Source organism: Streptomyces sp. SID12488 (assembly GCF_010548275.1).
Classification (GTDB): Bacteria; Actinomycetota; Actinomycetes; order Streptomycetales; family Streptomycetaceae; genus Streptomyces.
In genome coordinates this window covers 1-12761 of record NZ_JAAGLT010000033.1, presented here as the reverse complement: position 1 = coordinate 12761, position 12761 = coordinate 1, and the positions used below count along the sequence as shown (strand labels likewise).

The following is a 12761-nucleotide window of genomic DNA, read 5'->3' as shown; positions in this document are numbered from 1 at the left end:
ATGCGCCCCTCGGCAACCCTCCGGAGATCGCCTAGAAGCGTGCTCCGATGTTCGTTCCGGCGCGCGGCACAAGGAAGTTGGGGGCGGCGGGCAGCGAACCGTCCGCGCGACGCGTGCCCGTGATGGCCGCCGGGTCGGTGCTCAGTACCGAAGTGGCGTTCCAAGTGCCGCCCAGATTCCAGGAGTTGCCGGTCGAGACAGTGGCGGAGCCGACGGCGACGGCACGACCGTCGGCGACCGACAGGTTGGCGGTGAGGGTGGCGCGTCCCCCGGAGCCGTCGAAGTCGAAGCCGGTGCCCGCATTTCCGTACGCGGTACAGCGGTTGACGCCGATGGCGCCCGGATTGCCGTTGTCCGTGAAGCCGTGCGCCGCGTTCTTGAACGAGGCCGTGTTGCGCAGGACATGCGCCACGGCGGGCGCCGGGGTGCCCCCGCCGAGCTTGAAGCCGTTGCCGTCGCCCGCGAAGTCGGGGAAGTTCCAGCGGTTGTAGCCGTTGCCGTACGTGACGGTGTTCTCGATCGTGACCGGCGAGGTGAACTTCCAGGCGTCGAAGCCGTCGTCGACGTTGTTCCACAACCGCGCGCCCCGCACCACGTTGCCGGTTCCGCTGCCCTCCTTGACGGCCAGCCCGTCCGCGCTCTCGCCGTTCTTGCGCGGATCGCGGTTGCCGTAACTGTCCAGGTCCAGGATCTGGTTGTTGCTGGAGGAACCCTGGAGCTGGAAACCGGACTCGTAGTTGTCGTGTGTGATCAGGCGGGCGAAGACGTTGTTGTTGCAGCCGTCGCAGTACACGCCGTACGGCCCGTTCACGATCTCAAGGCCCGAGATCCGCCAGTACGACGCCTCCTGGTGGACGGCGCCGCGCTCGGCGCGCGGGATGCTGCCGCCGACCGGTGTGTGACTGGCAGGGAGGCGCTCACCGTCGACGACGACCCGCTCGCCCGCGTAGGTGCCCAGGGTGATGGGCTGGGACGCGGTGCCGGAGGTGGCGATGGTGATGTTGTCGGTGAGGACGTAGGTGCCCCCGCGCACGGTGATCGTGTCGCCCGGTTTCGCCAGGTCGACGGCCTTCTGGATGGTCTTCAGAGGGCGTGCGAGGGTGCCCGGCGCCGAGTCGTCGCCGCCCGTCGCCACGACGAGCGTCGTCGCGGCACTCGCCCCCTCGGCAACGCCCACGAGCATCCCCGCTGTCATTAACGCGGTGCCCAGGACCGCCGTTCCCGTCCGGATCGCTGCGTTGCGCATGTACGGCTCCCGCCTCTGCCTCGGCTGTGTCGCCAAGGAGTGGGCGCCGACGCCGTGGAGGTTGCCGGGTCCGGCTGACTAGGGTCAGGGATCGTGACGCAGAACAGCAACCCGAGCGGCAGCAGACCGCTCGCCGTGTTCGACCTCGACAACACGCTCGCCGACACCGCGCACCGGCAGCGGTTCCTGGAACGCAAGCCGCGTGACTGGGCGGCCTTCTTCGCCGCCGCGCCGCACGACCCGCCCCTGACCGAGGGCGTCGCGCTGGCCCTGGAGAGCGCGCGGGAGTGCGAGGTCGTCTACCTCACCGGACGGCCCGAGCGCTGCCGCCGGGACACGCTCGCCTGGCTGGCCGCGCACGGACTGCCCGAGGGCCGTGTCTGGATGCGGCGCAACGACGACCGCCGGCCCGCCCGCAGCACCAAACTGGAGATCCTGCGCCGGCTGGCCCGCGACCGCGAGATCCGCGTCCTGGTGGACGACGACGAACTCGTCTGCCAGGACGCGGAACGCGCGGGATTCAGGGTCGTACGGGCCCGCTGGACGGCCGAGTCGGCCGCGCTGAAGGAGGCGCAGGAGGACGAGGGACGGACCTGAGCAGGTGGCCTGCGGCTGTCACTCGCCGTCGTCCAGCCGGAAGCCGACCTTCAGGCCGACCTGGTAGTGCTCGACCTGCCCGTCCACGATCTGGCCCCTGACCTGCGTGATCTCGAACCAGTCCAGGTTGCGCAGGGTCTGCGAGGCCCGGCTGATGCCGTTGCGGACGGCCTGGTCGACGCCCTCGTGCGAGGTGCCGACGATCTCGGTGACCCGATAGGTGTGGTTCGACATGCGGGTGCTCCTCTTCGCGGTACTGGATGTACTGGTTCGCGGTACTGGAGATACTGGGTGCGATGGATCTTCCTGGCGGCGTTCCACGTTCCACCGTGCCCCATGTGGCGGTGGTTCGCGAGGTGTCGCTAACGGGCGACGCTCAGCGACAGGGCGAAAAAGCCCCGCTCGTCCGTCCACCAGCGGGTCGGCTCCAGCCCGGCGGCGGCCAGTTCGGCGCCCACACCCTCCTTCCGGAACTTCGCCGACACCTCCGTGCGCAACTCCTCGCCCACCGCGAAGTCGACGGCGAGATCGAGTACGGGGATCTTCACGGTCTGCTCGGCGAGCGAGCGCAGCCGCATCTCGATCCACTCGTTGTCCGAGTCCCACAAAGCCACATGATCGAACGCGTCCGGGTCGAAGTCGGCGCCCAGTTCGCGGTTGACGACGGTCAGCACGTTCTTGTTGAAGGCAGCCGTCACGCCCGCCGCGTCGTCGTACGCCGGGACCAGCACCGACTCGTCCTTGACCAGGTCCGTGCCGAGCAGCAGCGCGTCGCCGGGCGACAGCAGGGATCGGACCGAGGACAGGAACGCGGCCCGCTCGGTGGGCAGCAGATTGCCGATCGTGCCGCCGAGGAACGCCAGCAGCCGGGGCCCGGGAGTGCCCGGCAGCGCCAGACCGCCGGTGAAGTCGGCGATCAGCGCGTGCACGCCGAGCCCGGGCCGCTCGGCGATCAATGCCTCGCCCGCCTGCCGCAGCGCGCTCTCACTGACGTCGACCGGGACATACGTCTCCAGGTCCGGCAGCGCGTCCAGCAGGTGCCGTGTCTTCTCCGACGAGCCGGAGCCCAGCTCGACCAGCGTGCGCGCACCGGTCGCGGCGGCGATCTCCCCGGCCCGGGCGAGCAGGATCTCGCGCTCGGCCCGGGTCGGGTAGTACTCGGGCAACTCGGTTATCTCGTCGAAGAGTTCACTGCCGTGGGCGTCGTAGAACCACTTCGGCGGGAGGGTCTTGGGCGTGCGGGTGAGCCCGTGGAGTACGTCGGCACGCAGGGCGGCCTCCGTGGCGTCCTCGGGCAGGGTGCGGGTGACCAGGAACGGACTCACGTACGAAGCTCCTCGGGTGGTACGGATGCCAGGTCGTCGCTCATGTCCCGGAGCGGGGTGAGCCGGACCTCGGTGCGGCTCGCGATGACGAGGGTGCGGTCGGGTACCTCCTGCCAGCGGGGATCGTCGTCGTACGGCTCGGACGCCACCACCGTGCGGGGGCCGGGCCCGGTCAGGTGGAACAGGGTGTCGCCCCAGGTGGTCGCGGCGATCGTCGTGCCGTCGGTGAGCAGCAGGTTGAGCCGGGAACCGGGGGCCGCCGCGTCGACCTCCAGGACGGTGCGGGCCAACGCCCGGCCGACGTCGTCACCGGCGTGCAGCCGGTGCAGCACCAGCGCCCACAGGAACGCCGAGTCGGAGCGCGCCTCCATCGACAGCAACTCCTCGCCGGGCAGGGCCTGTACGAGAGGCGCGAGGGACCCCGGCCAGCCTCTGACCGCCCCGTTGTGCCCGAACAGCCAGGCACCGGCGGCGAAGGGCGCCGCGGCGGCCTCTCCGTCGGCGCCGGCCAGCGTCGCGTCCCGTACGGCGGCGAGCAGCGCGGTGGTCCGTACGACCCGGGCGAGGTCGGCGAACGACGCGTCCCCCCAGACGGGCCCGGCGCGCCGGTAGCGGGCCGGCACCGGATCGCCCTCCGCGTACCAACCGACGCCGAAACCATCGGCGTTGACGGTACCGTGCCGCTGGTGCCGGGGCGCCCACGACTGCCGGTACAGCCCGTGCGGCGGCTCCGTCACTACGCTGCCGATCGCCTCCGGGGGCCCCAGGAAGGCCAGTTGACGGCACATCAGACAGCCTCCGGGGTACGGGCGGTGCGGAACCCGGAGAAGATCTGCCGCCGGATCGGATAGTCCCAGTTGCGGAACGTCCCCCGGCAGGCCACCGCGTCCACGGCGAACGAACCGCCGCGCAGCACCTTGTACTCGGGGCCGAAGAACACCTCCGAGTACTCCTTGTACGGGAACATGCTGAACCCCGGGTACGGCAGCAGATCGCTCGCCGTCCACTCCCACACGTCACCGATCAACTGCCGTACCCCGAGCGGCGATTCACCGGCCGGATAGCTTCCGGCGGGCGCCGGACGCAGATGCCGCTGGCCGAGGTTGGCGTGCTCGGGCGTGGGGTCGGCGTCGCCCCACGGGTAGCGTGTCGAGCGGTCGTTCACCGGGTCGTGCCGGGCGGCCTTCTCCCACTCCGCCTCGGTGGGCAGCCGGCGCCCGGCCCAGCGGGCGTACGCGTCCGCCTCGTACCAGCAGACGTGCACGACGGGCTCCTCGGGCGGCACCACCTCGGTGACCCCGAACCGCCGCCGCAGCCACTGCCCGTCCTCCCGGAACCAGAACAGCGGTGCGTACAGGGAGTTCTGCCGCACATGCGCCCAGCCGTCCGGCGTCCACCAGCGCGGATCGTCGTAGCCGCCGTCCGAGATGAACGCCTGGTAGGCGGCGTTCGTCACCGGGGTCGTGTCGATGAGGAAGGGTGCCACCTCGCGCCGGTGCGCGGGCCGTTCGTTGTCCAGGGACCACGGCTCGGTCGAGGTGCCCATCGTGAACGGGCCACCGGGGACCAGGACTTCGGCCGGACCGGTGAACGGGGGAGCGGGCGCGGGGTCGGGAGCATGGAGAGCCGCAGGCCCCTTCCGCAGCTGATGGGTGATCAGCATCGTCTCGTCGTGCTGCTGTTCGTGCTGGGCGATCATCCCGAAGGCGAACCCGGCCTCCGTCAGCCGAGCGCCCGTACCCTCGAACGCGGCGCTCTCCAGCACGTCCAGGGCCCTGCCGCGTACCTCCGCCGCGTACTTACGGGCCTCGGCGGGCGGCAGCAGTGGCAGCGAGGGCCGCTCGGCGCGGGAGTGCTCGAAGGCGTCGTACAGACCGTCGATCTCGGGCCGCATCGCCTCCCGCCCGGCGACCGCGCGCAGCAGCCACATCTCCTCCTGGTTGCCGATGTGCGCGAGGTCCCACACCAGCGGGGACATCAACGGCGAGTGCTGGGCGGTGAGTTCGGGATCGGCCACGGAGGTGAGGAGCGTGGTCCGCTCCCGCGCGGTGGTGAGCGCGGCAAGGGCCCGCTCCCGGAGCGTCTCCGGGTCCAGGGCGGGGTCGGTCATGTGCGCGAATTCCTTCCGTACGAAGTCCCGTGCGCACGCGGATCCGTGTCGCGCAGGCTGTCGAGCAGGTCGTCGGCGGGGCAACGGCCCGGAACGACATAGCGGTCGAGGTACGCGGCGACGGCGTCGACGACCTCCTGGCTCGCACCGAGCCGGGGCAGGGCGTCCAGGGCGGCCGTGAAGCAGACGAGGGCGACCTCGTGCAGCTCGGGGTCGGCCAGGCCGTAACGGGCCGCGTCGGACCACAGCGGATTGTGCGGGGCGGGCACTGACCCGGTGCGCTCGGCGAGCGGTTTCACCGCCCGGTAGGCCACCTCGGCGGCCTCGGGGTCGTCGAAGAGCGCGGCCGTGACGGCGAGCGGGACGATCCAGCCGTCCTCGCCGGGCTGGGCGTCGATCATGCGCAGTTCGAGATGCCCGCGCGGCCGGACCGGCGGAAACAGGGTCGTCAGGTGGTAGTCGAGATCCTCCCGGGTCGGCGGCCGGGGCGCCCCGGACCGGATCCACTCCCGGAACGTCAGCCCGTCCTCCGGCACGTCCCACGGTCCGCTGTCCCGCCGTACGCACATCACCGGGGCGTCGAGCACATGCCGGGCCCAGGCCTGCCGCGGCTCGGCGTCCAGCGGCTGGGCCCCCGCCCTCCCGGCGCCGATCTCCATCCACAGCACCTGCCGGGTGGAACGCCAGCCGGTGGGGCTGCCCACGGCGAGCGGGGAGTTGGCGAAGGCGGCCACCAGGACCGCGCCGAGCTGGTGCGCGAGCCACCAGCGCCGTCCGTGCCCGAGAGGGCCCGGCTCCTCGTGACCGGCGTCGAGGCACACCTGCACGGAGGCCGAGGTGCACATCATGGCGCGGCCGGCCGGGCCCGTGAGGTCGAGGGACCGCTCCAGGGCGTCGTAGCGCGGCTCGTGCAGGAAACGACGGGGCGGGTGCCAGGGATCCTGGCCGATTCCGACGATACCGAGACCGTGCTCACGCAGTTCCGCGCGTACGGCGTCCAGGTCGGCGGAGACGGACCCGACGCACTCCATCAGGGAGTCGGCGGGAGCGGAGCTGAGCTCCAGCTGACCGCCCGGTTCGACGGTGAGCGCCGACCTGAGAGGCAGGGTCCGCAGAGCGGCGTAGGCCGCCTCGAGCCGTTCGGGTGTCACGGGGAGCTGTGGTTGCCGCAGCTCGTGGACGATCCATTCCACCTCGACACCGAGGGTGCGGGGTGGTCCGGTCTTGAAGCAGATCCCCCGGACCAGGGCTTCGACCTCGGCCTCGGAGAGGGCGGTGCGGCGCTTTGTACAGCCGCTTACCGAATCGGACATGTCGGGATCCTCCTGAGATTCCACCATGCCGCCGGCCCGGCTTCGGGTGGGCCGGACAGGCAACGCTCGTCCCACCCAAACCCCTCGCGCCGAATCGCACAAGGGTGCACATGGGCACTTTCAGGACGATGGATCTCCGTTTCCATGGCGTTTGTGAGCCGTTCGTATACCCGGGAAACTCTGTTGCACCGCGTGTCCAGCATCACCCACGATGCCTGTATGAGCACGGCGGGGGAGCGAGTACCAGGCACGGTCATGGAGCACACGGGGGTGGCGCCATGAGCGCCCGCCTGCGCGACCTCGCACGTGGGACGGAGGAGATCGTCGCGGCCGGTTCCTACCGCGCGTCCGACGGACGCGCGGTGCGACTCGCCGCGGCGATCAAGGCCGCCCGGGCAGGCACACGCATGTACGGACCTGGCCCGGTGGAGGTACCTCAGGCGGCCTCACCGCTGGACACCGCCTTCGAGGTCACCGGCGAGAGCAGCCTGGAGGCCGCCCGTCGCCTCCCCGGCCCCGTCGCGGTCCTGAACTTCTCCTCGGCCCGCAACCCGGGCGGCGGCTACCTGAACGGCGCCCAGGCCCAGGAAGAAGCCCTGTGCCGGGCCTCCGCGCTCTACGCCTGCCTGACAGAGGTGCGCGAGTTCTACGACCACCACCGCACCCACCGCGACCCGTTCTACACGGACCGCGTCATCCACTCACCCGGGGTGCCGGTCTTCCGCGACGACCGGGGCCGCCTGCTGGACGATCCGTACACGGCGGGCTTCCTCACCTCGGCGGCCCCGAACGCGGGCGTCGTACGACGAACGGCCCCCGAGCGGGCGGCGGACATCCCCCAGGCCCTGGCATCGCGCGCGGAGCGGGTCCTCGAAACGGCGGCGGCAGAGGGCTACCGCCGCCTGGTCCTGGGAGCCTGGGGCTGCGGAGTCTTCCAGAACGACCCGGCGACGGTGGCGACCACGTTCAGAGACCTACTGGTGACCGGCCGTTTCGAGGGCACATTCGAGAAGGTCGTGTTCGCGATCCTGGACCGCACCAGGAACGCGGCAACACGGTCAGCTTTCGAGCGAACGTTCACTCTGTAGGGGCGCGGGGCTGTGACATTTGCGGCTCCGCCGCGTGGGCGAGACAAGCCCCCACGCACCCGAACCGCGAAAACAGCCTCAGCGCCACCCGTACAGCTCTTGCAACCGCCGCACAACGGAGTTGAACCGCATCCGGTCCAACGCACACGCCTCCCGCCGCATCCCGCCCTCGAACAACCGCAGCACCCGGTCCACATCCACCCAGGAGTCCCGCCCGGTGCGATCCCACGGCCCGCTCCCGATCGGAACCCACTCCCGGTCCCCGTCGTGCCGCTTGCTGGACAACTGCACGGCGAGAAACGTCCCGGCGGCCTCGCGGGCGACAACAAGTACGGGCCGGTCCTTGCCCCGCCCGTCGTTCTCCTCGAACGGCACCCAGGTCCACACGATCTCGCCCGGATCGGGATCGCCGTCGTGGGCGGGCGAGTACTCCGTACGCACCCGCCCGACGTCGCGAGGATCGGCCTCGGTGGTGGCGGAGGGGCCATAACGCCCCGGAACATCGGCATCGGTGAAGGCAGTCACGGGGCTCACGTTAGAGCCTGAGCCCCGTGACTCACCGCATCACCCCTCGTCCTTCTCCACCGGCACCTTCTGGACTGTCGGCGCCGCCAGTCCGTTCAGCGCCGAAGTCCCGTTCGGTGTCTGCCCGTTCTGGTTCATGGACGTGAGCAGTTGCCGCGCCAGCCCCAGCCCCGTACCGCCCATGGTGAGTGCCTTGGCGAGCATCTCCGCCATGCCGTCCGCGCCGTTGAGCACCACCATGTTGTCCACGCTGCCGAACGCGGACGCACCGGCCTTCACGATCTCCGGCCAGTTCTCGGCGAGTTGCTGGGCGACCACCGCCTCCTGGTTCTCGGCGAGCGCGGCGGCCCGCGCCTTGATGGTCTCCGCCTCCGCGAGCCCCTTCGCCCGCGTCGCCTCGGCGGCGGCGAGGCCCTTGGCCTGGGACGCGGCGGCCTCGGCCTCACCGGTGGCCCTGGTCGCCATGGCGACGGCCGTACCCCGTGCCTTGGTCGCCTCGGCCTCGGCGTTCGCGGCCGTCTTGACCCGGTTCGCCTCGGCCAGGGCCGCGAGTTCGGTCTCCTTGGCCTTGGCCTGCGCCGCCGAGATACGCGCGTCACGCTCGGCCTCGGCCCGCGCCCGCGTCTCGTAGGCCTGCGCGTCGGCCGGCTTGCGGACGTCCGCCTGGAGCTGCTGTTCCCGGCGCAGGGCGTCGAGTTCGGCGATGCGCGTCTCCTGGATGACGACGTCCTGCCGGGCGGCGGCGTCGGCGAGCGGTCCGGCCTGCCGGGCCTTCGCGCCCGCCTTGTCGCGCTCGGCCTGGTAGCCGGCCTGGAGGATCTCGCTGTCCCGGGTGGCCTCCGACATCCGCGCCGCGGCCTTCTGCTCGGCCTCGGTGGCGAGCCGGTTCGCCTCGGCCTGCGCGATGCGCGCGTCCCGCTGGACGGCGGCGGCGTGCGGCATGGCGAGGTTCTTGATGTACCCGGTCGGGTCCTCGATCTCGTGGATCTGGAGGGAGTCGACGATCAGGCCGAGCTTCTCCATCTCCGTGCCGCACGCGGCCCGGGTCTGCCCGGTGAGCTTCTCGCGGTCGCGGATCATCTCCTCGACGGTCAACCCGCCGACGATGGACCGCAGATGACCGGCGAACACGTTGTGCACGCGCTCGGCCATCATCTTCTGCTGGTCGAGGAAACGGCGGCCCGCGTTGGCGATCGACACGAAGTCGTCGCCCACCTTGAAGATGACCACGCCCCGCACCTTGAGCGGAATCCCCTGGGTGGTCACACAGTCCACATGCAGTTCGGTCTCGTTCAGGTCGAGCGAGATCTTGCGCACCGCCTGGACCCCGGGCAGTACGAGGGTGCCCCGCCCGGTGACGATACGGAACCCCATGCCTGCCTCAAGGCCTTCGGTCCTGTGCTTGGAACCGGAGATGATGAGTGCCTCGTTGGGTTCAGCGACCCGCCACATCATCTTGAAAATACCGATTAGTGCGAGGACGGCTACTACCGCGACCCCCGCAACGACGCCGACGAACATCGGCATACGCCCCCTTTGCCTGGTGCCCTTTCGGCACCGAACGACGCAAGGGTGCTCCTGTGCGAGGCCTGGGTACAGCCGCTGAGGAATCCTTGTTGCAAGCTTGACGCACACGTGATCATCCGCAGACGTACGGACCCCACGACCGCGCGTCCGCCGGGCTCAGCCGTCGTACGCGGAGGTGACGTACACGGTGCGTGGCGGCAGGTACTCGACGACCATGACCACCGTCCCCCGCTCGATACGATCCTGGGCCGCGGAGGCGTACGCCAGGAAGTGCTCGGCGCCGCCGCGCACCCGGACGATCACCTCGCCGACCAGCCCCGGCCCGATCGTGCCTGTCACCCGCCCCATCAAGCCGACCATCGCCGCGTCGTCCATGGTCACAGCGTACGGGTCCAAGCCCCCTTATGCCGCCGTCGAGTCGGCGACGGCTTCGAACGGCGGCCACCGCTGGTGCCGGCGCAGGTCGGCCTCCAACTGCGCGGCCAGACACCTCTGTCGCGCCGCGCCGGTGTGTTCCCCATAGTGATTGCACAGCTTCACTACCGCGGGGTAACCGCTGAGGGGGTGGTGCGGTGCGGGATGTCGAATGTGGTGCGTCAGGGCGGAAGTTCACAGGTCCGGAGCGTGTCCGAAGTATTGACGTGCGCACGACTCGGATTTACGGTCTGACCGATTTACCGAACTGCGTTCGCAATGTCGAACGTAGAGAGCCGTCGGTTGGATCACCAAGGAGCCGCACGTGACCAGTTCCCGCCCCACTCCCTCCCGTCGCAGTCTGCTGCGCGCGCTGGCCGTCCTGCCCGCCTCGGCGCTCGTCCTGGGCGAACTGCCCGGACTGCTCGGCACCGCCGCCGCGGCGGCCCCGCCCAGCGGCTCCGCCACGCGCTACACCATCGTGCCGTTCCTCAACAGCAACGACGGCACGGTGAACGTCTACCAGTCCGACGACGCCACCGACTTCCGGCTGGTGCAGTCCTCGGCCTACACCCCGCCGAGCAACCGCATCCGCGACGCGAGCGTCCTCAAGCACACCAACGGCTACTACTACGTCACCTACACCACGCACACCTGGCAGGACACCAGCACCACCATCGGCTTCGCCCGCAGTTCGGACCGCGTCAACTGGACCTTCCTGTATGACTACACGGTCCCGATCGCCAACCTGTCCCGCGCATGGGCACCCGAGTGGTTCGTCGACAGCGACGGCAGCGTGAACATCATCGTGTCCTGCTCGGTCACCAGCGACGAGTGGATCTTCACGCCGTATCTGCTGAAGGCGACCAATTCCGCGCTCACGGCGTGGAGTTCACCGGTGGCGCTGTCGGGCATCGGATCGAACCACATCGACACCTGCATCGTGAAGATCGGCTCGACCTACCACGCCTTCCCGAAGAACGAGACGACGAAGTACATCGAGTACGCCACCGCCACCAGCCTCGCCGGTCCCTACACCATCAAGAAGACCGGCGACTGGGCCGGCTGGGGCAGCTACCGCGAAGGCCCGTCCGTGATCCAGCTGGACAACGGCGGCTGGCGGATCTTCTTCGACGGCTACGGCGACGGGAAGTACTACTACAGCGACAGCTACGACACGTTCGCCACCTGGAGCGCCGCGAAGGCACTGCCCTCCATCTCCGGAACGGCCCGTCACTTCACGGTGGTCAAGGAGACGGTCAGCGGCGGCCCGACCCTGTCGAAGGGCGTCACGCGCTCCTTCCAGTCGGTCAACTACTCGACGCGTTACTGGCAGGTGCAGTCCTCCCTGCTCAACCTCCCCGTGGTGAGCAGCTCCAGCACCACCGCGCTCAAGCAGGCGTCCACCTTCACGGTCGTCGCGGGACTGGCCGACAGCAACGGCTACTCGTTCCGCGACAGCTCCGGCAACTACCTCCGCCACTGGGACTTCCGCGCCCGCTTCGACGCCAACGACGGTACGTCGACCTTCGCGAGGGACGCCACGTTCATCGCCCGGACGGGCACGGCGTCGGGGTCGGTGCGCTTCGAGTCGTACAACTACCCGGGCTACTTCCTGCGCCACTACAACTACCAGCTGCGCGTGGACGTGACAGACGGCACGGACACCTTCCGCCAGGACAGCTCCTTCGTCCCGGTGACGGCCTGGGCGTAAGCCACGGCCTGCCGCCATCGCAATTACTGACGCCCCAAGTGCCGCATGGTCAGGGCCAGTTGGAGCCTGAGCCGACCCTGCGGAGTACGGACGGGCCAGCCGAGGAGCGCCTCGGCGTGGCCCAACCGGTCCTGGAGCGTGGAGTGGTGGACGTTGACCTCGACGGCGGCGCCCCGCAGGCTCGCCGTCGAGGCGACGGCATGCAGCGTCGTCAGCATCCAGGGCGCGTCCGCGACCGCGGCCTCCAGCGCCTGTACGTCGGGTGGCGGATCCGCTCCCGGCACGACGAGCTCGGCGAGCAGTCCGATACCGCCGAGTTCGTCGGCGTACACGACGAGTGGTCCCGGGGCGTGCGGGGTGCCGTCGGCGGTGAAGCGGAGCGCGGTGCGGGCCGCTGCCCAGGAGCCCGGCAGTTCGAGCACGGGCACGGCGGGGCCGACACCGACCCGGCCGGACGGGAGGGTGAGGCCGGCGGATCCGGTGTCGGTGTCGGCCGGCCTGGCGCGGGCCGGGTTTTCCGGGGCCGGCGGTCTGCCTCCGGCGGGGGTCGGCCCGCGCAGGGCGGAGGCGGCCAGGACACGGGGCGGGCCGTCGAACGGGGCGACCGCGTGGGCCGGGGCGGCCGGGTCCAGGCCCAGCCGCCGGGCCGCGTGCAGCCGTACCTGCTCCGGTGCGGTGGCGTCGAGAAGGGTCTCGACGAGTGCCGGGTCGTCGGCGGGGGCCGTCGGTGCACGACCACGGGTGCGGTCGAGGACGCCCCGGATGGCAGCCGCCGCGCGCTCCAGGATCACCGCGTCGACGACGCTGGGTGCCCCCGTCCGCTCCAGCCACAGCGCCGGGGCGCCGTCCGGCGACACCGCGGCGGACGGCCAGGCGGGGTCCGGCGGCTGAGATCGGAAGAG

At 70.6% G+C, this 12761-nt stretch carries 13 protein-coding genes; 3 read left to right on the top strand and 10 right to left on the bottom strand.

Translation table 11 applies throughout. The features are described from left to right. Window positions 1-31 precede the first annotated feature (31 nt). Window positions 32-1246, bottom strand: coding sequence for a right-handed parallel beta-helix repeat-containing protein (locus G3I56_RS35250; protein WP_164416287.1), 1215 nt, complete (start codon window positions 1244-1246; stop codon window positions 32-34). A gap of 93 nt (window positions 1247-1339) precedes the next feature. Here G3I56_RS35250 and G3I56_RS35245 point away from each other — a divergent pair, with 93 nt between their 5' ends. Further along, the gene (locus tag G3I56_RS35245) at window positions 1340-1843 is read left to right on the top strand and encodes a hypothetical protein (protein WP_164416285.1); all 504 of its coding nucleotides are present in this window, start codon (window positions 1340-1342) and stop codon (window positions 1841-1843) included. Between the two features lie 18 nt (window positions 1844-1861). On the opposite strand, the gene G3I56_RS35240 is transcribed toward G3I56_RS35245, so the two are convergent. The 5 genes from G3I56_RS35240 to egtA all read right to left on the bottom strand — a co-directional run bounded on the left by G3I56_RS35240 (window position 1862) and on the right by egtA (window position 6591). Beyond that, complete coding sequence (locus G3I56_RS35240) at window positions 1862-2077, bottom strand: dodecin (RefSeq protein WP_164416283.1); 216 nt, start codon at window positions 2075-2077, stop codon at window positions 1862-1864. Window positions 2078-2205: 128 nt separating this feature from the next. Continuing rightward, window positions 2206-3168: an L-histidine N(alpha)-methyltransferase gene (egtD, locus tag G3I56_RS35235; protein ID WP_164416281.1), complete on the bottom strand. Its 963-nt coding sequence runs from the start codon at window positions 3166-3168 to the stop codon at window positions 2206-2208. Then, complete coding sequence (egtC, locus tag G3I56_RS35230; protein ID WP_164416279.1) at window positions 3165-3956, bottom strand: ergothioneine biosynthesis protein EgtC; 792 nt, start codon at window positions 3954-3956, stop codon at window positions 3165-3167. Before egtC ends, egtD begins: the two co-directional genes overlap by 4 nt. Further along, entirely contained in the window at window positions 3956-5278 is a 1323-nt protein-coding gene (egtB, locus tag G3I56_RS35225) for an ergothioneine biosynthesis protein EgtB (RefSeq protein ID WP_164416277.1), read from the bottom strand. The genes egtC and egtB overlap by 1 nt, the downstream gene beginning before the upstream one ends. Beyond that, complete coding sequence (gene egtA / locus G3I56_RS35220) at window positions 5275-6591, bottom strand: ergothioneine biosynthesis glutamate--cysteine ligase EgtA (protein ID WP_164416275.1); 1317 nt, start codon at window positions 6589-6591, stop codon at window positions 5275-5277. Before egtA ends, egtB begins: the two co-directional genes overlap by 4 nt. 278 nt (window positions 6592-6869) lie before the next feature. Here egtA and G3I56_RS35215 point away from each other — a divergent pair, with 278 nt between their 5' ends. Further along, complete coding sequence (locus G3I56_RS35215; RefSeq protein WP_164416273.1) at window positions 6870-7679, top strand: TIGR02452 family protein; 810 nt, start codon at window positions 6870-6872, stop codon at window positions 7677-7679. A gap of 78 nt (window positions 7680-7757) precedes the next feature. On the opposite strand, the gene G3I56_RS35210 is transcribed toward G3I56_RS35215, so the two are convergent. The 3 genes from G3I56_RS35210 to G3I56_RS35200 all read right to left on the bottom strand — a co-directional run bounded on the left by G3I56_RS35210 (window position 7758) and on the right by G3I56_RS35200 (window position 10106). Continuing rightward, complete coding sequence (locus G3I56_RS35210) at window positions 7758-8204, bottom strand: type II toxin-antitoxin system PemK/MazF family toxin (RefSeq protein ID WP_164416271.1); 447 nt, start codon at window positions 8202-8204, stop codon at window positions 7758-7760. A gap of 39 nt (window positions 8205-8243) precedes the next feature. Further along, a complete protein-coding gene (locus tag G3I56_RS35205) occupies window positions 8244-9731 on the bottom strand; it encodes a flotillin family protein (protein WP_164416269.1) in 1488 nt (495 codons plus the stop codon). Between the two features lie 156 nt (window positions 9732-9887). After that, a complete protein-coding gene (locus tag G3I56_RS35200) occupies window positions 9888-10106 on the bottom strand; it encodes a hypothetical protein (RefSeq protein WP_239135298.1) in 219 nt (72 codons plus the stop codon). A gap of 364 nt (window positions 10107-10470) precedes the next feature. Here G3I56_RS35200 and G3I56_RS35195 point away from each other — a divergent pair, with 364 nt between their 5' ends. Then, the gene (locus tag G3I56_RS35195; RefSeq protein WP_164416267.1) at window positions 10471-11859 is read left to right on the top strand and encodes a glycoside hydrolase family 43 protein; all 1389 of its coding nucleotides are present in this window, start codon (window positions 10471-10473) and stop codon (window positions 11857-11859) included. Window positions 11860-11882: 23 nt separating this feature from the next. Here G3I56_RS35195 and G3I56_RS35190 read toward each other — a convergent pair. Continuing rightward, window positions 11883-12761, bottom strand: an 879-nt coding sequence (locus tag G3I56_RS35190) for a helix-turn-helix domain-containing protein (RefSeq protein WP_164416265.1), incomplete at its 5' end; no start/stop codon positions are given.